Genomic DNA, 20,807 nt, shown 5'->3' with positions numbered 1-20,807 from the left:
ACCGCTCAGGCAAATGCCAGAGTTGTGGATACCGTTGATCAGCAGTGAAGGTTCCGTGATGCCGTATGGCGGCCGCGGCGACGCGGAGGCGCGCGGCCGCGCCAGATCGGCCGAGAACCGGGCATGTCGCGCAGCGCTGGGGGATACCTATGGCCATGGCGCGCCGTCCAAAACCATTGAACTCTTCACCACAAAAGGGGCCCGTCGTGGACGAGACCAGTCTGAAGTCGCTGCTGGAACGCCTCCCGGTGTCCTGGTGGGAGGCCGATCGTGAGTTGCGCGTGATCGACAGCGGCGGTGGTGCCTTCGACGACACGGTGACGGCCCAGCGATTCCTCGACACCGTGCGAAGAGAGCTCCCCGAACCTGCCGCAGCACCTGAAACCAGCCATTGGCAAGCCCAGTTCGACGGTCGTGTCTTCGATGTGAACTGGCCCCTCGGCGTGCCCCGCCAGGGCCGCTCCCGTGGCCTGGCGGTGGAGGTCGCCGCGCGGGCACCGGGCGTGCGCCGCTACGACGCCTTCGCGGACCTCGCCCCCGCCGCGGCCTTCATCCGGGACGCGAACGGGCGCTACCTCTGGGCGAACCACGCCTACGCCCACCTCTACGGGACCACGCCGGAGCACGTCATCGGCGCGTACATCACGGACGTCGACGGCACCGCCGACTCCCCGCAGGTCATCGCCCTGGACCGGGAGGTGCTCGCCCGCGGCAAGCCCGTGCGGCACACCCTCACCTACCACCGCTCCGACGGCACCAGCGGGCAGGCGGTCGGCCATCGCTTCCCCGTCCGGGAAGGGGGCCAGACCTGCGTCGCCGGCATCTACGTCGACATCAGCGACTACACCCGCGCCCTGCGCCAGCGCCGGGAGGCCGAGGAGAACCTGCACGCGCTGCGCGACCACAGCGGGCTGGCCTGTGCCCTGATCTCCGCGGGCGGACGGATCCAGCAGGCGAGCGCGGCGGCCGCCGAGTTGCTGCAGACCCGGCTCTCGGACCTCGTCGGCCGCCGGGCGCACACGGTGCTGGCCCCCGCCCCGGAGTTAGGGGCACTGCTGCGCAGTTGGCACGACCTGATAGCGCGCCGCAGCCGGCGGATACAGACCTCCGCCGTGTTCCAGGACGCCCGTGGCCGGCAGCGCCGCGCCCGGCTGCACCTCACCACGGTCGGCCGGAGCGCGGACCGTGCCACGAGCGTCTGGGCGGTCGTCACCCACCAGAGCCTGGCCCACGAGGCCCACCCCTCGCTGACGGCAAGCCAGGTCCGCATCCTGTCCCTGCTGGCCGCCGGCCGCAGCAACGCGGAGATCGCCACCTCCCTGCACCTGTCCCGGCAGACCGTCGACTACCACCTGAGCCGTCTGCGCGACCTCCTCGACGCCCCGACCCGCCCCGCCCTCGTCGCCCGCGCCTACGTCCTGGGCATCCTCGACCCCCAGACCTGGCCGCCGCGCTCGGTCACGGCCTGCCATCCGCACAGCACCACATAGGGGGTGGGGCGACCGCGCCTCGGCCCGCGGACAGTGCAGCGCCGGAGGGAGCCGGACGCACCGGTGGCCCCCTGCGGAGGGTTGGGCCACCCGGCTGATTGTGGCCGACGGGCGTTTGGCTCCCCGCGGGTTGAACGACGATGCGGGCCGTCAACGGCAGCACGATACGTCTGGCAGCAGAAGGACGTAGAGGCGAGGAGCGTCGTGAGAAGAATTATGCGGGCGGGAAGCATCGTCGGGGCGTGCGGGCTGGTGCTGCTCGGCGGTGGGGTCGCCCGAGCAGTGACGATTCCGGACTCCCTGCTCTCGGCAGTGGCGGACGCCGATGTCGGCACCGTGACCGGCATGGTCGGAGGGGTGGTGTGCAACAACCGCCTCGGCCAGGTCCACTACAAGTCGCCGGTGCTCGGCTCGCCCCACGCCTGCATCAACGGTCCGGTGCACAGCGGAAACAGCCTCAACAGCGGCAACTTCATCAACCACGGAAACCCGAACAACAGCGGCAACCTCTCCAACACCAACGGAACCACCAACGGCGCCAACTCCGTCACGGGTGCTTCCACGGGGAGCTCCAACAACGTGCAGCGGATCCTCGGAGGCCTGCTCTTCCACTGATCCGGACGTGGCGCCCGACGGACCCGGTACGTCCGACGGCCCGCGCACGAGCGCCCGGCGGAGATCCGCCGGGCGCTCGTCGTTTCCGCATCGGCATCCCACCGGCCCCGGGGCACGGGGCCGGTGGAATCAGTGTGCTGTTACAGCTTCTGGCTGCCGTAGGAGCCGATGGCCTGCTGGTTGTTGCTGGACTTCTTCGCGGCGCCGGTCGTGCCGCCGCTGTCGTCGTTGGTGTTTCCCTGGGAGGTCTTCGGGCTGCCGCTGTTGCTGTTGGAGCCGGCGACATGGACGTTCTCCGACTGCCGCGGATTTCCGCTGAGCACCGGCCCGTTGATGCAGAACCTGGCCCGGTGCCCGCAGTTGAAGCGGGCGTCGAAGCGGGCGATGGTGTTGCTGTTCGAGACCCCGTCGCCGCCGGATCCGGCCCACGCCAGGGTGGGCGCTGCCCCGCCCGCGGCCAGGAACAGGCCGCAAGCTCCTGCCACCACAACATTGACACGTGCCATGTTCTTCACAGTGTGCTCCTGCACCTCATTGATGGTTCCCGGGATGTTGCTATCCCGGATGCCCGCAACGACCAAGCAGGAGCCACGGCCCGCCTCACACGTTCACCCTGTCCGATTATGGGTTTCACCGGTACGGCCCTGGACAGGGCGGATCTACCCGCGCCCGGCGAGCGCCTCGTCGAACGCGAGGATCCGGCGGGCGTCCTCGACATGCAGGTTCTCGATCAGCCGGCCGTCGACGGTGACGACCCCGCGTCCCTCGCGGGTGGCTTCGTCGAACGCGTCGATGATCTTCCGGGAGCGGGCGACCTGTTCCGCCGACGGCGCGAACACCCGGTTGCACGGTTCGACCTGCGACGGATGGATGAGCGTCTTCCCGTCGAACCCGAACTGCCGCCCCTGGACGCACTCGGCCTCGAACCCTTCGGGGTTCTTCACGTCGTTGTAGACGCCGTCCAGGATCACCTTGCCGCTCTCGCGGGCCGCCAGCAGCGCCAGCGACAGCCCCGTCAGCAGCGGGGCCCGGCCCGGGACGTGCTCGGCGTGCAGCTCCTTCGCCAGGTCGTTGGTGCCCATCACCAGCACGGTGAGCCGCTCGCCGGCCGCCGCCACCGCACGGGCGTCCAGCATCGCGCGCGGCGTCTCGACCATGGCCCACAGAGCGGTGTGGTCCGGGGCGCCGGCGGCCTCCAGCGCACGCTCGACCTCCCACACGGTCTCGGCGGAGTCCACCTTGGGCACCACCACCGCGTCCGGACCGGCCTCGGCCGCGGCCCGGAGGTCGTCGGCGTGCCAGGCGGTGCCCGGCCCGTTGACCCGGATCGCCACCTCGCGGTAGCCGTACTCGCCCGAGGCCGCGGCGGCCGCGACCCGCATCCGGGCGTCGGCCTTGGCGTCGGGGGCGACGGCGTCCTCCAGGTCGAGGATCAGCGCGTCGGCGGGCAGGGACTTGGCCTTCTCCAGCGCGCGTTCGTTGGCACCGGGCATGTAGAGCACGGAGCGGCGCGGCCGCAGGATCGCGTCGGACACGGGACTTACTCCTTCTCGGCCGCGGCGTAGGCGTCGCGCAGCTCGGGGTCGCGGGCGGCGAGTGCGTCGGCGAGTTCGGCGACCACCTGGCACTGCTTGTAGGTGGCGTCGTCCTGCATCTTGCCGTCGATCATCACCGCGCCGGTGCCGTCCCCCATCGCCTCGATGACCCGACGGGCCCAGGCGACATCGGCGGGAGCGGGCGAGAAGACCTTCTTGGCGATGCCGATCTGCACCGGGTGCAGGCTCCACGCGCCGACGCAGCCGAGCAGGAAGGCGTTGCGGAACTGGTCCTCGCAGGCGGTGGTGTCCTTGATGTCGCCGAACGGGCCGTAGAACGGCAGGATGCCGTGCGCCGCACAGGCATCGACCATCCGCGCGAGGGTGTAGTGCCACAGGTCCTGCTGGAAGGTGGCCCGCGGGGCTGCGCCGTCCTCGCCGTGCGGGTCCTCCCGGACCAGGTATCCGGGGTGGCCGCCGCCCACCCGGGTCGTCTTCATCCGGCGGCTGGCGGCCAGGTCGGCCGGGCCGAGCGAGATGCCCTGCATCCGGGGGCTGGCCCCGGCGATCTCCTCGACGTTGGCGACGCCGGTGGCGGTCTCCAGGATGGCGTGCACCAGGATCGGCTTCCGGACCTGCGCCTTCGCCTCCAGCTGGGCCAGCAGCCGGTCGACGTAGTGGATGTCCTCGGCGCCCTCCACCTTCGGCACCATGATCACGTCCAGCTTGTCGCCGATCTCGGTGACCAGCGTCAGCAGGTCGTCCAACGCCCAGGGCGAATCGAGGCTGTTGATGCGGGTCCACAGCTGGGTGTCGCCGAAGTCCGTGGCCTTGGCGATCTTCACCAGACCCGACCTGGCCGCTTCCTTGCGGTCGGCGGCGACCGCGTCCTCCAGGTTGCCGAGCAGGACGTCCACGGTGGGAGCGATGGACGGCACCTTCGCGGCCATCTTCTCGTTGCCCGGGTCGAAGAAGTGGATCATCCGGGACGGCCGGAACGGTACCTCGCGTACCGGGGTCGGCGCCCCGACGGCCAGCGGGCGGAAGAAGTCCTTCGGAGAGCGCATGCATTCTCCCTGGTCGGCTCGGAGGGCGGTCCGCCGCCGGGTGCCCGGCGGCGCCATTCGGCCCTCACTCTAGGCCCGCACGGCGAGAACGCTACTGGCCAGTACGTGTGCCGTTGATCACCGTCGGCAGCGAGCCGCCGCACCGGGTCCCGGCGGCCGCGCTCCCCGGCCGCCCTCGCCGCCGGCCCGCTCAGGCCCCCAGGCAGTCGACGAACGACACCCGGTCCCCCGAGCCCTTGATGAAGTCCTGCTGGGCGTGGTTGCGGAAGCGGCACATGTCGTAGCGGGCCCGGGGGCCGGACCCGCCGCTCTCCGCCTCGTAGGCGTGCTGCCCCGACAGCTGGCACGAGTCGTAGCGCACCAGCGGGCCCTGGGAGCCGATGCGGTAGCGGTGGGGGCTGCTCTCCTCCGCGAAGGACTTGAACGCCTGGGCGGTGTCGTCGCAGTCGTTGAAGTGCACCGTCCCGCTGTCCCAGGCGCAGTCGATCACGACGGTGTCCGGGTCGCGCACCTCGAAGCGGATGTCCTCGGCGTGGAAGCGCTGGACGGAGTCGTGGTGCGGACCGCGCGGGAAGCGGAAGAAGGTGCTGGTGCGCCCGTAGTCGCCGGAGTCGTCGGGGCGGCGGCCGGTGACGATGTAGGAGCCGCCGCGGCAGGTGATGGAACCGCCGTAGGGGAACTCCAGGAAGTTGCCCCAGGCGTACTCGACCTTCATGTCGTTGAACCAGTAGTTGAGGAACTGGTCCTGCTGCGGGCGGCTCAGCGACTTCTGGGACAGCCCGGAGTACAGGAACGCCTTGCGGTAGGCGCCGCCCACCCGGCAGGCGTCCCAGCGCATCTCCGAGTTGGTGTTGCTGCCGTCGAGGGCGACCCCGTAGGTCCACTCGCCGGTCCACTCGCATTCGGTGAAGCGGTAGTCCTGCGCCTGGCCGGTCGAGTACGAGTAGAAGAACGAGGCGCCGGGGGTGGCGGCGGCGAAGCCGATCTGCTCGAACATCACGTTCGCCCAGCTGTCCTCGTTGCGGCACAGATAGGCGTTCTCGGCCCGGTGCGGCGCGAAGAGCAGCTGGGTCATGCGCTTGCCGGCCCCGCGGAACCGTAAGCCGTTGGCCTTGAGCTTTCCCCCCTGCGCGTCGAGCAGGGCGTTGGGGGACCGGATCAGGTAGGTACCGGCCGGCACATCGATCACGGTCCGGCCCACGTGGTCCCACACCCGGCCCGCCGCGTACGCATACGCGCGGGCGAACGCCCGGCTGTCGTCGGTGCGCCCGTCGCCCTTGGCCCCGAAGTCCGCCACCACGTCGATGACGTCCTTGCCCTTGGGCTTGTGACCGGTGACCACGGGCGCCTTCGCGTCGTCGGATGTCTGCCGGGTGGCAGGGGGCGTCTGGGAGTCGCATCCGGTGAGGGCGGCTGCCAGCGCGGCGGCCGTGCCCGCCAGAACGGACCGGCGACTGGCGCCACCGGTTGACGGGGAGGTGCTGCCTGCCATGATGTTGCTCCTTCGGGGGTCCATTCATCAGGTGGGGGACATGAGCCAGTTCGGATATGCGATCAGACAGCTGTCAGCGGCCCAGAAATCCGCGAAGGGGGTGTCCCTGTACTCGCGTCATGTGAACCGGCCGGCCGGGCGGGTGTTGGCCGCCGCGGGCTACTGCCTCAAATTGACGCCCAATCACATCACCATGATCAGCGCGGTGTTCACTTTTACCGGTGTGGTCATGATTGCGACGCTGCGGCCCTCTCCCGCTGTGGCGGTCGGTGTCTTCGCGGCCCTGGTGGTCGGTTTCGCCCTCGACTCCGCCGACGGGCAGCTCGCCCGGCTGACCCGGGCCGGCAGCGCCGCGGGGGAGTGGCTGGACCATGTGGTCGACTGCGCGAAGATGCTGGCCCTTCATATGGCCGTGCTGCTCTCGTTCTACCGCTACTTCGGATTCTCCGATCCCCGCTGGCTCCTCGTTCCGGTCGTGTTCCAGTTCGCCGCGGTGATGGTTTTCTTCGGCGGCATTCTCACCGAACAACTCAAGCGTGGCGAACGGCAGAAGAGCGGAGCGGGCGGAACGGCGCCCGCGGCCCCGGTCTCCACACTGCGCTCCGTCGCCCTGCTCCCGGTCGACTACGGGGTGTTCTGCGCGATATTCCTGCTGTTCGGCAGCCGGGACCTGTTCCTGGCGCTGTACTGCTGCCTGCTCGTCGCCCATGTGCTCTTCATGGTGGCGTTCCTGGTCAAGTGGTACCGCGAACTCTCCGCCCCCGGCTGCTGAGGGCAGAGGACGGACGAGGTACCCGGGCGCGCTGCCCGGGTACCTCGCGGGGTCACTTCGGCGGATTCACGCCGAATTCGCGAGCCCGTCGAGCACCTTGCGCAACAAGGAGCTCGAGGTGTGCACGGTGTAGGGGAAATAGATCACATCGACCCCGACCGTCGCGAAATCCCGTTCGAGCTTGTCGCCCTTGCTCGTTCCCCGCCAGTCGTCGCCCTTGAAGATGACGTCGAAACGCACCTGCTGCCAGGTTTCCAGTTTGTCGGGCACCGTCTCGACGAACGCCGCGTCCACGAACCGGACACTGCGTACGATCTCCAGCCGCTCGGTGAGCGGAATAACGGGTGCCTTCCCCTTGGCCTGGGTCGCCATTTCGTCCGACACCACACCGGCCACCAGATAGTCGCACTGGCTTTTGGCGTGCCGGAGAATGTTGAGGTGTCCGACGTGGAAAAGGTCGTAGACCCCGGGTGCGTAACCTACTCGGTGTGTCATTTACCCCCCACTTGCCCTGCGGTCAGTTCCTGGCGGTCACATAGACCGGTCCGTTGCGTCCCGAGACATTGGTGCCGTCGGTGACCTCGATCGAGTAACGGTGCTGGGACCCGGGCTCCACGGTGTCCGTGAAGCTCATGTTGGGCCGGTTCCAGTAGCGCGAGTCCTGGTTGAGCGAGGTCAGGTACTCGCCGTCACGGTAGATCTTGTAGGTCAGAACGCCGTTGTCCCGGTCCCACGAAGCCTTCCAGTTCAGCGTGATCCGGCCACGGGAGCCGCTCGAACCGCTGAGCAGCGGCACCTGCGGCGCCCCGGTGTCCGGCGCCGCCGTGAACCGGGTCAGGCTCTGCTGCGGCGCGTCGTTGACGGTGGTGAACTCGCCGCCCGCCCACAGGACGCCGTCCGCCATGGTCAGCGCCCGCGGGCCGATCTGCTCGCCGATCCCGTCGTTGGTGTCCGGGAACCACGGCAGGATCGTCTTGTCGGAGATCGACTGCGCCAGGAAGTGCTGGCGGTTGTTGATGTCCGTGAATCCGCCCGGGGTGTCGGAGCAGTCGTGCGCATGCGAACCGCTGTAGAGCACGCCCTTGTACGGCAGCACCGTCTGGGTGGCGCCCAGGCAGGTGTCCTTCCAGAGCTGGGCGCCGTCCAAGAGCCGGCCGGCCGCCCGGCCGTCGAAGACCCCGCCGCCGGTGCCCTCGGCGCCCAGATAGAAGTTCGTCCCGTCGTTGACCAGCGCCTTGACCGCCGAGCGGTTGGGGATCCAGCCGGTGAAGGAGTTGACGACCCTGCCGGTGGTCGCATCGAGTCCGGCGAGTGCGTGCACCCCGAAGAGGCTTCCGTTCACCGAGGTGAACCGGCCGCCGATGATGACCTTGTTCAGCTTGGGGGCCACGGTGAGGGCGTTGACCGCCGGGGTCGGGTCGTTGCCGACCGAGGAGCCCCGGATCGTCGCCTTGAACGGCAGCAGGGTGCTGTCGGGCCGCAGGGCGGCGACCCGCTCGCGGGTCTGCCCCTGGACGGTGCCGAAGCCACCACCGAGGTAGACGGCGTCCGGGGTGACGTCGATGGCCCGTACGGTCGAGCTGACCGTCGGCTTCCAGTCCGCACCGATCGTGCAGTCGTCGGTGTTGAGGGCGGCCGTGTTGGACCGTCCCACGGGCCCGGCCTTCCCGAACGAGCCCCCGATGTAGATCATCGAGCCGTCGGGCGACGCCTTCATGGCCCGGATCGTGCCCGTGCCGCCGGTGAACGCCGGGGCACACGGCAGCGGCTCACCGGTCTTGGCGTCGAAGGCCGCGAAGTTCGTGCGGGCGACCTCACCGGTGCCCGGGGCCGCGCCCGGCGGCCGGATGTGGCTGAATGTGCCTCCTACGTACACGATGCCCTTGGCGTAGGCCATGGCCCACACGATGCCGTCGGTCTGCCAGGTGCTCAGCGGATCGGCGGTCAGTGTGGTTTCGCCGGCGGCCTGAGCGGGACCGGCGGAGAGCGCCGTCGACGCGGTACCCAGTACCGCGGCCGCGAGCAAGAGATGGATGGGTCGGCTTCTTTGGCGCACAGGTCCCCCCTGGAAGCATGGCGCGATGGGAATTGTCAGGATAGGAAGCGGGAACGAGACGATTTCTGTGCGGAAATGAGTCCAGTGTTCACCGCGAGTTTTCCGAACCACGCTTGCGCAGCGCACCGAAGAACTCCCCTACCCCCAGCGGCAAACGATAGCGCCAGACGGCGGCCCCGAAAGCCCCAATCGACAAAACAATTCCCAAGAAGCAACCAGGAACGCTGTCGCCGAATAGCGTCCGCATGGCGAACACCGGGACCGCCACCGCCACCAGGCCGACCAGCGCGGCGCAGACATAGCCGCGGTCGACGGTGCGAAAGCCCAGCCGGTAGCGGGCCAGCAGCGCCGAGGCACCGTTGTCCACCACGATCGCCAGAGCCCAGGAGACCGCCGCACCCAGCACCCCGTAGCGCGGAACCAGCCATACGGCGCTGCCCAGTTGGACCACGAACGCGGTGCCGGCGACAGCCAGATTCCAGACACTCCGTCCGGCCATGAGGATGACCGTCTGCGCGTTGCCCACACCGACGTTGACCAGACAGGCCGCCGCCAGCGTCACCAGACCCGCCGCCCCACCGGAGAAGCCGGGACCGAAGAGCGACAGCACGGTTCGCGGGTAGGCGGCGAGGACCAGGAACACGGGCCACGAGAAGAGCGCGATCCAGCGCGTCGACAGCCGGTGCAGGTGGTGCGCGCCGGATGTGTCGCCGCCCGCGAGCAGCCGGCTGATCTGCGGGGCCACCGCCAGCCGGATCGCCAGCTGGAGCAGCGTCCCCGCGGTGACCAGACGGCCGATCGCGGTGTAGACGCCGGCCTCGGCGGCGGTGCCCAGCACCGACAGCAGGATCACTCCGGTCCACACCGCGGTGATATCGAAGACCGAGGAGATGGCCCGCGGACCGGCGAAGGCCCAGAACTCCCGTGTCTGCGGCGGTGGTCGGCCGGTGCCCGGATGCGTACGGCGGGACCTGCGCAGCGACACGCAGGCGGCCACCGCACCCAGCACCCCGGGCACCAGCCAGGCCGCGGAGAGCGCGGTCACACTCGGCGCGAGGAGGACCAGCGGCACCGCGAGGAGGACACGCAGCGCCGGTTTGCCGATCTGCTCCACGCCCACGAACGGGACCACCGAGCCGTACCCCCGGGTGGCCCCGAGCAGCACCAGCGCCACCGTCGCCACCGGCAGGAACACCGCGAACAGCCGCATCAGCGCGACGGCTTGCCCCGGATCCAGATCGGGCAGCAGCAGCCCGGCGAGCCCGGGGGAGCACAGCAGCATCGCCGCCCCCGCCGCGCTCGCCAGCAGGGTCGGCAGCACCGAGATCCGCAGCAGCCCCGGTACCCCGCCCCCGCCGCTGAGTTCGAGGTCCCGGGAGACGAAGCGGACCAGGGCGGTGTCGGCCCCCAGCTTCAGCGCATTGCTCAGGATGGTGAAGGCCGCGACCCCGGTGAAGACCGCGCCGGCCCCGCGGGCCCCGAGCCCGTGGGTGACGACGGCGACGAGGACGAACCCGAACAGCGCGTTCGCCGCCGAGCCCGCCAGGCCGAAGAGACTGCCGCGGGCGGTCGTGGCGACTCCGCGCCCGCCGCCCGCGGACGGCCCGGGGGCCGTCGGCGCGGGCCGGCCGGAGCCCGCCGGACGGATGGCCGTCACCTGCGCAGCGAGGTGGTGTCGGCGTCGAGGGGCCCTCTGCCCACCGGTGCGGGACCGGTGTGGGGCGACGGCGGGCCGGGCAGCTGAGGAGGCGCCGCCGCGGCGGCAGGCGCACGGCGGCCGCGCTTGCGGTGGGTGGGCCCGCCGTCCGACAGCCGGCGCAGCGAAGGACCGCGGCTGCCCTTGTCCAGGACGGCACCCAGGATGTGCCCGCCGGCCCCGGTGATCAGCTCCCACACCCGGTCCAGATCGTCCCGGCGGACCTCGTTCAGATCACAGACCACCACGACGCCCGCCGCCTGCTTGGCGACGGCCAGCCCGTCCGCATGCGACAGCAGCGGACCCGTGATCACCACGACGTTCTCGTTCGGCCCCGACGGCGCGTTGAGCAGCCGCGCGAACTGCGGGGAGGACAGGGTGCGCGCCGGATTGGGCACCTCCCGGCCGGGCAGCAGATCGAAGCGCCCGTCGACCCCGGCGTCCACGGCGAGCCGCTCGCCGTCCGCCCAGCTGCCCGGCACCGGCCGGCCGTGGCCGGGGTGCACCGGCAGCCGCTGGGCGAGCCGGGGGGTGCGCAGATCGGCCTCGACCAGCAGGATGTCGTTGCCTATCTCGGCGAACGCGGCGGCCAGGTTGACCGCGACCGAGACGGCGTCCGCGTTCTCCCGGGGCGCGACGATCAGCAGGCTGCCCGGTCCGGCGAACCGCTGGTCGTGCACCAGCCGGAAGGCGATCGTGCGGTACGCCTCGGCACGGTTGCCGCGGCCGCCGCGGCCGACCTCCAGCAGCTCCGTACCGCCCTGACGGCGCGGCAGGATGCCGAGCACCGGCGCCCGCAGGTTGTCCTGCACATCCGCCACCGACCGGACCCGCGGTTCCAGCACCGAGCGGACCCAGGCCGCCAGGATGCCCAGCACCAGACCGATCACGGCGCCCGCGAGCAGCAGCAGGGTGAGCCCGGGACTGGACGGGAAGGCCGGGGGATCGCCCTTGCGGACGATGTCGCCGGGTGTGGTGTCGAGGGACTTGAGGCTGGAGATCCGCCCCTGGAGATCCGCTATCTCGGACACCAGGTTGCTGCGCTCGGACTCGTCGGTGGCCCGCCCCGAGCCGCTCGCGCCCGCGATCCGCCGGTCCAGTACCTTGCGCTGCTCCTGAAGGGGCTTCAGTTCCGTGCCGAGTTTGCTGACGGTCTTGTCGATCCGCTGGGCCGCGGCGTCCTGACGGTAGTCGAGGTAGGCATGCACAAAGGCGTTGACCAGCGAGGACGCCCGGTCCGCCGAGTCCGCGCTGTACTCGAACATCAGGGTCTGCGTCTCGGGCGGATTGCTCACCCGCAGATCCCGCTGGAGCGTGGCCGGGTCGGTCCCGATCCGCAGGGACTTCGCCGCGGCGCTCGCGACCGAGGCGCTCTGCGCGATCTGCCGTTCGGTGCCCATGCTGATCTGCTTGTCCGCCGAGACCCCGCCGGCCTCGAAGGGCGCCGTACTGATCGCATGCACCACGACCTCACCGGTCGCCGTATAGGTCGAGCCACCGAGCAGGGAGACGGCGCCACCGCCGAGCAGACCCAGCACCAGCCCGAGCACGAGCAGGGCGCGATACCGGAAGAGCTGGCGGAGCTGGTCACGGATCTGGTCCGGCTCCTCCGCAGGCTCGTCGAAGACGCTCACGTACGTGCTCCTCCTGTGGGTAGAGGTGAGGCGGCGCGGTGCTCCGAGGACGTCGGTGCGCTCGCGGACTCCTCCACGGACGGCGGCAGGACCTGCCGTCCCGGTTTACGGGTGATCAGTAGCGGGATGCACACCAGCAGCGCGAGCGGGCCCACGATGGCCATCAGACTGCCGCGCAGCAACACCAGCTGGTAGAAGCCGAACGCGGGCACCACCAGTGCCGCGAGGGTGCCCCGGCGCCGCCGCAGCCGGTGCCGGAGGCTGTCGATGCGCCGTCCCACCGCGCCGATCAGACCGAAGACGGCGATGACCGACGGGAAGCCGGCCCACATGTACGTCTCGACCCACAGCGGCGCGGACAGATTCGTGAAGGTGTAGCCCGCGTGCCGGGCGAGCAGGATGCCCGCGTCGTCGGGCTTGCCGGGCCATACGGCGCGCGGCACGAAGAACAGCGGCGGCCCCAGCGCGGCCGTCGGGGTCAGGCCATGGGTCCGGACGTAGTCCACACCCGTCTCGATCTGCTGGAACGCGTCATAGTCGCCGTTGGAGGTGAACTGCTCGGCGAGCGAGACCACATGGACGGGTTCGCGTTTGTCGTAGCGGAAGTAGTCGCTGTACGGGAAGACCACCAGCACCACGGCCGCCACGGCCGCCGCACCGAAGCGGAAGGCGCGCGGCCCTCGCAGCCAGGAGGCGCTGAAGACCAGCGCCAGCAGGACCGTACCGGCCCAGAAACGCGGCTGGCTGATGGGGTTGTTGACCACGACGTTCACCGCGATCAGCAGGGGCAGCAGCAGCCACCGTAAGCCGCGCAGGGTCCGGTCGCCCTCGCTGAAGCGCGGCACGTGCACCAGCGCCACCAGCGCCCAGAACGCCGGCACCGACAGGGCCCAGGCCGCCATCGCCCGGTCCGCCGACGCGGCGGGCGCCGCCTGCGCCGCCGCCTCGTTGGCGGCCTGCCGGCTGAGGAAGAACGCCGACAGTCCGCCCTGACCGGGGATCAGCACGACCGCCAGCAGCAGCGCCAGACCGCACAGCAGCAGCACCCGGCTCGCCGACAGCCGCCGGGCGAGCAGCGGTTCGAGGACGGTCGAGGAACGCGCCGACCGCCAGGACGCCACCGCCGAACCCGCGCTGTACGCCAGAAGTCCCGTCTCGACCACGGCCGTTGTCACGAACGCGGTGTTCGCGTCGACGACGAACCCCCGCGGATACGCGTCCGTCGCCAGCATGGCCAGCGGCGCGAGCCCCAGCCAGACGTACGAGAAGAGCCAGAAGCCGAAGGCGATCACCCGGGCCCGGACATCGGTCAGCACCCGGGCCAGCGCCGCGCCGGTGTGCACCACCACCACGCACTGCACGGCGAGGGCGGCGCCGAAACGGGCGTCCGTCGACTGCAGGATCAGCACCGGCAGCAGCACCACCAGCAGCAGCGCCCAGCAGCACAGTGCGGCGATGCCCCGCACCGGCGCCGCGGCACCGGACCGTTTCCCGTACCTCATCGCCCCACCTCCCCCCAACTCCCCACCAGCGAGCACAATCTAAGGGACATCGGGAAACAAGGTCGCCTTCGGGACACAATCGCAACGCAATTCACAGCCCGCGGGCCCCGGCGGGCTCCTACGATGACCGCACATCCAGAGGGGGGCCAGTCTTGGAAGACTCGTTCGCGGGCCGGTGCGTGCTGGTGGTCTCGACCAACTACGCACCCGAACACACCGGCATAGGACCATACTCGACACAGATAGCCGAGCACCTGGCCGCATCCGGCGCCGACACCCATGTCCTCGCGGGCATGCCGCACTACCCCGCCTGGCGGGTGGCGGAGGGGTATCGCGGCCGATGGCGGATACGCGAGCGCCGTGGCGGGGTCACGGTGCACCGCCGGCGCCACACCGTTCCACCACGTCAGACCGCCCTGCGCCGGGCGCTGTTCGAGGCCAGCATCCTGGCGCACGGCGCCCTGGCACCACCACGCATCCGTCCCGACGTGGTGCTCACCCAGATGCCCAGCCTGGCCGGGGGAGTGCTGGGCGGGCGTCTGGCACGACAGGCGGGGGTGCCCCATGTCGTGGTCGTCCAGGACCTGATGGGCGCCGCAGCGGAACAGAGCGGCATCCGGGGCGGTGGCCGGGCCGCGGCCCTGGCCGGGGCGGTGGAGGCCAGGATCCTGCGCAAAGCGGCCGTCGTGGGGGTGGTGCACGAGTCGTTCGTGGACCGGGTCACGGCGATGGGGGTGCCGCGCGCACGGGTGCATGTGGTGCCCAACTGGACGCATGTGGAAGGCCCGAGCGGCGACCGGGAACGGACCCGGACGCGACTGGGCTGGTCCGACCAGGAGACCGTGGTGCTGCACGCCGGCAACATGGGCCTCAAGCAAGGACTGGAGGTACTGGTCGAGGCCGCCAGGCTCGCCGACCAGGAGGCCGCGCCCGTACGGATCGTGCTGATGGGCGACGGCAACCAGCGCGCACACCTGCAACAGCTCGCCTCGGGCGTCTCCTCGCTGACCTTCCTGCCGCCCGCCGACACCGCGGACTTCCCCGAGGTGCTCGCCGCGGCCGATGTGCTCGCGGTGACCCAGAAGGCCTCGGTGCTGGACATGAGCCTGCCGTCCAAGCTCACCTCGTACTTCATGACGGGCCGGCCGGTGATCGCCTCGGTTGCCGCCGAAGGGGGCACCGCCCAGGAGGTGCTGCGTTCGGGCGCCGGGTCGGTGATCGCGCCGGAGGACCCGAAGGCGCTGCTGGCGGAGGTCCGGGCGCTCGCCGACGACCCCGGGCGGGCGGCCCGGCTGGGGGCCCGGGGCCCGCAGTACGTCGAGCAGCGGCTGAGCAGCCGGGCCGGACTGGAGCGGATCACCGCGCTGCTGCGCACCGCGAAGGCCGGCCGGTAGCCGCGGGCGGCGGGGGCGGTGTCCGCCCCCGCCGCCCCGGATCACCCGCCGCCGGGCCGGGGGAGGGCGGCGTACCGCTCCTCCAGCCGGTCGGTGACGGCCGCGAGGGAGAACTCCGCCTCCAGGGCCGCACGGCCCGCGCGGGTGACGCGCTCCCGCAGCGGGCGGTCCTCCAGCAGCCGCAGCACCGCGTCCGCCAACTCCTCCGGCGAACCGTCGGTCACGAGAGCGGCCTCGCGCTGCTGGAGGGCCGCGGCGATACCGCAGCTGTCCGTGCAGACCACCGGTGTGCCCACCGCCAGGGACTCCAGCACGCTCATCGGGAACGGCTCGTCGATGCTGGGCAGGACGTACACCGTGGCCCGCGCGGTCCGGCGCACGGCGGCGTCGTGAGCGAGGGCCCCGCCGTACGTCACCACCTCGCCGAGTCCCTCCTCGGCGATCAGCCGCCGCACCTCCGCGAGCCGCCCCTCGTCCGAACCGTGGAGGGTGAAGGACACCTCGGGCCGCTTGCGGTGCACCAGCGCCGCCATCCGCACGAAGGCCTCCGGCCGTTTGCGGCTCTGCAAGCGGGCGAGGAACAGCACATCCGTCTCGCTGCGGTCCGCGGTGGCGGGCCGGGCGCGGACCCCGTTGGGCAGCCGGACCAGGTGCGGCCCGCGCGCCCCCAGTACCTGGCACAGCCCGGCCTCTTCGTCGTCGGTGAGCACCAGTGCCGCCGCCGCCCGGCGCAGCAGCGGGACATACACCCGGTCGAAGATCCGGGCCACGGCCGAGCGGCGCGGCTGGACCATGCCGTGGGTCTGCACCACGAAGGGCCGGCGGCGCACCACGGCCACCGCGAGCGCGGCCAGCGAGACCAAGTCGCGCCCGGCGTGCAGATGCAGCGCCTCGGCCCGCCCGGCACTGCGCCAGAGCACCGGCAGCAGCCCCGGATGGAACAGGCCGAGGAACCCCTGCCCCGGTACCAGGGTCCGGGCCGGCCGGGCGCGGAGCGGCACACCGTCCACGGACCGCGGGGGAGCGCCCCGCCCCCGCCACAGCGAGATCAGCTCCACCTCGTGGCCGCGCGAGGCCAGTTCGCCCAGCTGTCCGGTGGCCACGCTCACCGGGCCGCCGTACGCCCCGTCGTCGCTGACCAGGGTCACGACATGGGTGATCCTCATACCGCACCCCCGGTGGTGTGCACGGCACCCGGGGGCACATCGCGGTGGGCCACCGCGCCGGCGCCGACCACCGCGCCCGCCCCGACGGTGACGCCGCGCAGCACCATGGCGCGGGCGGCCACCCAGGACCCCTCCGCCAGATGGATCGGCGCATTGTCGAACTCGAAGGTGGGCGAGCGCCGTTGATGGCTCCCGGTGCACAGCACGGCGCCCTGGGACACACAGACGTCATGGGCGATGCTGATCGGCTCCAGGTTGATCAGCCAGGAGTCCTCACCGAGCCAGACGTCGTCGCCGACGGTGAGTTTCCACGGCCACTGCACCCGCACCCGGTGTCGGATCAGCACCCGTTCGCCGACCCGGGCGCCGAAGGCCCGCAGCAGCGGGGGCCGCAGCCGCGGCGGGCACCACCACTTCATGAACACGAGGTTGAGCACGGCGAACCAGGCGGCCTGGGTCAGCAGCCCCCGGCCCTTGTCGTAGCCGGCGCCGCTGAAACCGCGCAGCCGGCGGGCGGTGGTGGAAACCGTCATCGGTCCACCCGCACCCGGTGGCCGGAGAGCTCGTCCGCCAGCTGCCGCACATCCGACTCGACCATGATCCGGGCGAGTTCGTCGAACTGCACCTTCGCCGACCAGTCCAGCAGGCTCTTGGCCTTGGACGCGTCGCCGATGAGCGCATCCACTTCGGAGGGGCGCTCGTACTTCGGGTCGAAGCGCACATAGCGCTCCCAGTCCAGGTCCACCGTGGCGAAGGCGGCCTGCAGGAAGTCGCGTACGGTCGCGGCCACACCGGTCGCCACCACATAGTCGTCGGGCTCGTCCCGCTGGAGCATCAGCCACATGGCCTCCACGTACTCCGGGGCGTAGCCCCAGTCGCGGACGGCATCGAGGTTGCCCAGGTAGAGGTGTTCCTGCAGTCCTGCCTGTATGCGGGCGACCGCGCGGGTTATTTTGCGGGTGACGAAGGTCTCGCCCCGCCGCGGGCTCTCGTGGTTGAAGAGGATGCCGTTCACCCCGAACAGGCCGTACGCCTCACGGTAGTTGACCGTCGACCAGTACGCCATGACCTTGGCGCAGCCGTACGGACTGCGCGGGTGGAAGGGCGTCGACTCGTTCTGCGGGGGCGGGGTGGCACCGAACATCTCCGAGGACGAGGCCTGGTAGAGCCGGGTTCGCACCCCGCTGGCGCGGATGGCCTCCAGCAGCCGTACGGCGCCCAGTCCGGTCACATCGCCGGTGTAGAGCGGAGCGTCGAAGGAGACCCGGACATGGGACTGGGCCCCGAGGTTGTAGACCTCGTCGGGCTGCACATCGCGCAGCAGGTTCACCAGGGCGACCCCGTCCGAGAGGTCGACGTGGTGCAGCAGCAGCTTGCGGTCCGGGGTGTGCGGGTCCTGGTAGATGTGGTCGATGCGCTCGGTGTTGAAGCTCGACGAGCGTCTCATCAGCCCGTGCACCTCATAGCCCTTACCGAGCAGCAATTCGGCGAGATATGACCCGTCCTGGCCGGTGATTCCGGTGATGACCGCGGTTTTCGGCATGGCTTCCCCCCACGAGAAGTGATGTATATCGGGATCGATCGATGGATTACCCACGCGCCGGCGGACCGCGGGGCGTGGACGCTACCCGCTCCGTTGTCGGTGGTCGAGAGCGAAGTGCGGCAGATATTTCCTGAAATAGCCGGTAGACGTATCGGGTTCGCTGACACAATCCGGCCCATGGATGACTTGCTGCCCACACCCGCCCGTGTCTTCGTCGCGGGCCACCGAGGTCTGGTGGGATCCGCCGTGGCCCGGCGGCTGACCGCCCAGGGCTATGACGTACTGACCCGTACGCACGCCGAGCTCGACCTGCGCGACGCCGAGGCCACCGCGGCATTCCTGCGCGCGGCCCGGCCCGATGCCGTCGTCCTGGCGGCCGCCAAAGTCGGCGGCATCATGGCCAACAGCACCTACCCCGTGCAGTTCCTGGAGGACAACCTGAGCATCCAGCTCAGCGTCATCGCCGGGGCGCACCACGCCGGGGTACGCCGGCTGCTGTTCCTCGGATCGAGCTGCATCTACCCCAAGCACGCCGCGCAGCCCATCACCGAGGACGCCCTGCTGAGCGGGCCGTTGGAGCCCACCAACGAGGCATACGCGATCGCCAAGATCGCCGGCCTGGTCCAGATCCGGTCCTACCGCCGGCAATACGGAGCCTCCTTCATCTCCGCCATGCCGACGAACCTCTACGGACCCGGCGACAATTTCGACCTCGCGACCTCGCACGTCCTGCCGGCCCTCATCCGCCGCTTCCACGAGGCGAAGGAGAAGGGGCTGGCGGAGCTCACGCTCTGGGGCACCGGCACCCCGTTGCGCGAGTTCCTGCACGTCGACGACCTGGCCGCGGCCTGCGAGGTGCTGCTGCGCCGCTACGACAGCGACGACACCGTCAACGTCGGGTGCGGCGAGGACCTGACCATCGCCGACCTCGCGTCCTGCGTCGCCTCCGCGGTGGGCTACGAGGGCCGGATCTCCTTCGACCCGTCCCGCCCCGACGGCACCCCGCGCAAGCTGCTCGACATCAGCAGGATGCGTGCGCTGGGCTGGTCGCCGACGATCCCGCTGGCCGAGGGCATCGCCCGGACCTACCGCGCCTGGCAGGCGGAGCCCGCCCGGGTGTGAACGGGCCCTTTCCCCGGTGCGCGTCCGGCGCCCGCCCCTCGGCGGGGCGCCGGCCGCACACCGGGGCCCTGTGTTTCTAGTAGGCACCGCGCCCGTCCACCACGGCGCGCACGGTCCGGACGAGCACATCGATGTCCCTGCCGTAGGACCAGTTGTCCACATAGCTCAGGTCCAGTGCGACGGTCTCGTCCCAGGACAGGTCGGATCTCCCGCTGACCTGCCACAGGCCGGTCAGTCCCGGCTTGACCGATAAGCGGCGGATCTCGGTCCCGTCGTACCGCTCGACCTCCTCGGGAAGCGGCGGGCGCGGGCCGACCAAGGACATGTGGCCGGCCAGGACGTTGAAGAGCTGGGGCAGCTCGTCCAGCGAGAAGCGCCGCAGCAGACGGCCCACCCGGGTCACCCGGGGGTCCCGTCTGATCTTGAACATCGCGCCGTCGTTCTCGTTCGCCGTCTCCAGCGCGGCCCGCATCCGGTCGGCAGCGACGACCATCGTGCGGAACTTCCACATCCGGAACGGCATCAGATCCCGGCCGATGCGGATCTGCCAGTAGAACACCGGGCCCGCCGTGGTGAGCCTTATGGCCGCGGCCACCGCAAGGAACACCGGGGCCAGCAGCACGAGCAGCAGCAGCGCCCCCAGCCGGTCGGTGGCCTGCTTCAGCAGGACCGGCAGCCCCCGTCGCGCCGCCGGGTCGATGTGCATCACCGTCAGGCCCGCCGCCTTGGCCAGCCGGACCCGGTGCTGCGACACGTCGAGCAGGCCCGGAAGTATGGCCAATTTCCGCCCCCCGTCGTGCAGCGCCCAGGCCAGTCGTCGCACCCGCGTCGCCGAGAGCTGACGCCCCGGCGCCACGAAGACGAGATCGGCATCGAGTTCCGCGGCGCACCGCAGGACGGTCTCCCCGTCCCGCGCCCCCTCGGGTGTCTCCCCCTCGGAAGCGAGCCGGGCGGGTACGGGCAGCGCCGAGTCGGTGGCCTCCTCCCCGACGAGACAGCTGCCGACGACGACGTACTCGTGATCGGTGCGGTGCGCCAGCTCCGCGAGCACCACATCGACGGCGCCCGCTTCCCCGACGACCAGGACACGTCGCAACGCCTGCGCACGTCGGCGCATGACCAGCAGGTACCGGTGCACGAGCTTGCGCCGGGCCACGCTCAGCCCCAGGCACGGCAGCAGCGCGAGCACACAGACCTCGAGGTCGACCTCGAGCCGTGCCCCGACACAGATGACGGCCAGTACGCCCAGCATGGTCAGCCAGTCCCGCACGACCGGCATCGCCCCGTCGCCGTCGCTCAGCTCATCTCTGGTGTAACGATTCTTCGTTGTGCCGACCGCCAGCCACGACAGACAGGCCAGCACCGCCGTCAGCCACGGCTGCGGCTGCCGCGCCACGGCACAGAGCACGCCGACCGGCACCAGGGCGCCCAAGGCGTCCACGGCCCAGGTCAGCCGCACCAGCCAGCGTTCCGCCGGCTTGTGCCTGCCTCTCTCGTCGCGCTCCGGCGCATGTTTCAACTCGGCTGTTCCGGCGGGTGACTCCATCACCCGTGATCCGGCAGCTTCGAACAACCCCATGGCCCCCCACTTGGTCGTCCCCTCACCTTCCGGCGCGGCTGGAGCCCCCCGGCCATACAACCGCCTCCGTGTCGGACGTGACGCTAGAGCACGTTGCGCCCGACTGCTGTGGTTTACCTATTTTGAGTGTTCTTGTGTCTCATT

General features: G+C 70.7%; 18 protein-coding genes. 5 read left to right on the top strand and 13 right to left on the bottom strand.

Annotated features, from left to right (window positions below; translation table 11 throughout):
• Nucleotides 1-206 precede the first annotated feature (206 nt).
• Together Scani_RS10245 and Scani_RS10240 are read left to right on the top strand one after the other, a co-directional pair.
• Nucleotides 207-1,490 (top strand): helix-turn-helix transcriptional regulator, encoded by a 1,284-nt coding sequence (locus Scani_RS10245; RefSeq protein ID WP_159472644.1) that lies wholly within the window; start codon nucleotides 207-209, stop codon nucleotides 1,488-1,490.
• A 216-nt stretch (nucleotides 1,491-1,706) separates the two neighbouring features.
• The gene (locus tag Scani_RS10240) at nucleotides 1,707-2,105 is read left to right on the top strand and encodes a hypothetical protein (protein ID WP_159475689.1); all 399 of its coding nucleotides are present in this window, start codon (nucleotides 1,707-1,709) and stop codon (nucleotides 2,103-2,105) included.
• Nucleotides 2,106-2,245: 140 nt separating this feature from the next.
• Here Scani_RS10240 and Scani_RS10235 read toward each other — a convergent pair whose 3' ends face one another.
• From Scani_RS10235 to Scani_RS10220, 4 genes are all read right to left on the bottom strand, one after another.
• On the bottom strand, nucleotides 2,246-2,611 hold the full coding sequence (locus Scani_RS10235; protein WP_308686558.1) for a hypothetical protein: 366 nt from the start codon (nucleotides 2,609-2,611) through the stop codon (nucleotides 2,246-2,248).
• A gap of 153 nt (nucleotides 2,612-2,764) precedes the next feature.
• Entirely contained in the window at nucleotides 2,765-3,640 is an 876-nt protein-coding gene (locus Scani_RS10230; RefSeq protein ID WP_159472641.1) for an HpcH/HpaI aldolase/citrate lyase family protein, read from the bottom strand.
• A 5-nt stretch (nucleotides 3,641-3,645) separates the two neighbouring features.
• Complete coding sequence (locus Scani_RS10225) at nucleotides 3,646-4,707, bottom strand: HpcH/HpaI aldolase/citrate lyase family protein (RefSeq protein ID WP_159472638.1); 1,062 nt, start codon at nucleotides 4,705-4,707, stop codon at nucleotides 3,646-3,648.
• 190 nt (nucleotides 4,708-4,897) lie between these two features.
• A complete protein-coding gene (locus Scani_RS10220) occupies nucleotides 4,898-6,199 on the bottom strand; it encodes a glycosyl hydrolase family 28-related protein (RefSeq protein ID WP_246295679.1) in 1,302 nt (433 codons plus the stop codon).
• A 40-nt stretch (nucleotides 6,200-6,239) separates the two neighbouring features.
• Here Scani_RS10220 and Scani_RS10215 point away from each other — a divergent pair, with 40 nt between their 5' ends.
• Complete coding sequence (locus Scani_RS10215; protein WP_159472635.1) at nucleotides 6,240-6,971, top strand: CDP-alcohol phosphatidyltransferase family protein; 732 nt, start codon at nucleotides 6,240-6,242, stop codon at nucleotides 6,969-6,971.
• Nucleotides 6,972-7,037: 66 nt separating this feature from the next.
• Here Scani_RS10215 and Scani_RS10210 read toward each other — a convergent pair whose 3' ends face one another.
• The 5 genes from Scani_RS10210 to Scani_RS10190 form a co-directional block, all read right to left on the bottom strand.
• Complete coding sequence (locus tag Scani_RS10210; RefSeq protein ID WP_159472633.1) at nucleotides 7,038-7,466, bottom strand: FAD synthase family protein; 429 nt, start codon at nucleotides 7,464-7,466, stop codon at nucleotides 7,038-7,040.
• A 22-nt stretch (nucleotides 7,467-7,488) separates the two neighbouring features.
• Nucleotides 7,489-8,997 carry a fibronectin type III domain-containing protein gene (locus Scani_RS10205; protein ID WP_159472630.1) on the bottom strand — a complete coding sequence of 503 codons (1,509 nt, stop codon included), beginning with the start codon at nucleotides 8,995-8,997 and terminating at the stop codon, nucleotides 7,489-7,491.
• Nucleotides 8,998-9,115: 118 nt separating this feature from the next.
• Nucleotides 9,116-10,684, bottom strand: a complete 1,569-nt coding sequence (locus Scani_RS10200) for an oligosaccharide flippase family protein (RefSeq protein WP_159472627.1) — start codon at nucleotides 10,682-10,684, stop codon at nucleotides 9,116-9,118.
• Nucleotides 10,681-12,357, bottom strand: a complete 1,677-nt coding sequence (locus Scani_RS10195) for a polysaccharide biosynthesis tyrosine autokinase (protein ID WP_159472624.1) — start codon at nucleotides 12,355-12,357, stop codon at nucleotides 10,681-10,683. The genes Scani_RS10200 and Scani_RS10195 overlap by 4 nt, the downstream gene beginning before the upstream one ends.
• On the bottom strand, nucleotides 12,354-13,859 hold the full coding sequence (locus Scani_RS10190) for a hypothetical protein (RefSeq protein WP_159472621.1): 1,506 nt from the start codon (nucleotides 13,857-13,859) through the stop codon (nucleotides 12,354-12,356). Before Scani_RS10190 ends, Scani_RS10195 begins: the two co-directional genes overlap by 4 nt.
• A gap of 185 nt (nucleotides 13,860-14,044) precedes the next feature.
• Between Scani_RS10190 and Scani_RS10185 the strand changes: the two genes are divergently transcribed.
• On the top strand, nucleotides 14,045-15,253 hold the full coding sequence (locus Scani_RS10185; protein ID WP_159475680.1) for a glycosyltransferase: 1,209 nt from the start codon (nucleotides 14,045-14,047) through the stop codon (nucleotides 15,251-15,253).
• 41 nt (nucleotides 15,254-15,294) lie between these two features.
• Here Scani_RS10185 and Scani_RS10180 read toward each other — a convergent pair whose 3' ends face one another.
• From Scani_RS10180 to gmd, 3 genes are read right to left on the bottom strand one after another with little or no spacing between them, the layout of a single operon-like run.
• Nucleotides 15,295-16,419: a glycosyltransferase gene (locus Scani_RS10180; protein WP_167538065.1), complete on the bottom strand. Its 1,125-nt coding sequence runs from the start codon at nucleotides 16,417-16,419 to the stop codon at nucleotides 15,295-15,297.
• The gene (locus Scani_RS10175) at nucleotides 16,416-16,952 is read right to left on the bottom strand and encodes an LbetaH domain-containing protein (protein WP_159472618.1); all 537 of its coding nucleotides are present in this window, start codon (nucleotides 16,950-16,952) and stop codon (nucleotides 16,416-16,418) included. Before Scani_RS10175 ends, Scani_RS10180 begins: the two co-directional genes overlap by 4 nt.
• Nucleotides 16,949-17,962, bottom strand: coding sequence for a GDP-mannose 4,6-dehydratase (gene gmd, locus Scani_RS10170; RefSeq protein WP_159472615.1), 1,014 nt, complete (start codon nucleotides 17,960-17,962; stop codon nucleotides 16,949-16,951). Before gmd ends, Scani_RS10175 begins: the two co-directional genes overlap by 4 nt.
• Before the next feature lie 177 nt (nucleotides 17,963-18,139).
• Here gmd and Scani_RS10165 point away from each other — a divergent pair, with 177 nt between their 5' ends.
• Nucleotides 18,140-19,084, top strand: coding sequence for a GDP-L-fucose synthase family protein (locus Scani_RS10165; protein ID WP_159472612.1), 945 nt, complete (start codon nucleotides 18,140-18,142; stop codon nucleotides 19,082-19,084).
• A gap of 76 nt (nucleotides 19,085-19,160) precedes the next feature.
• Here Scani_RS10165 and Scani_RS10160 read toward each other — a convergent pair whose 3' ends face one another.
• Nucleotides 19,161-20,630, bottom strand: a complete 1,470-nt coding sequence (locus Scani_RS10160; protein ID WP_344571007.1) for a sugar transferase — start codon at nucleotides 20,628-20,630, stop codon at nucleotides 19,161-19,163.
• Nucleotides 20,631-20,807: the final 177 nt, after the last annotated feature.

This window comes from Streptomyces caniferus (assembly GCF_009811555.1).
Taxonomy (GTDB): domain Bacteria; phylum Actinomycetota; class Actinomycetes; order Streptomycetales; family Streptomycetaceae; genus Streptomyces; species Streptomyces caniferus.
The sequence above is the reverse complement of the archived record's forward strand: the minus strand, read 5'-3'. Positions and strand labels throughout refer to the sequence as shown.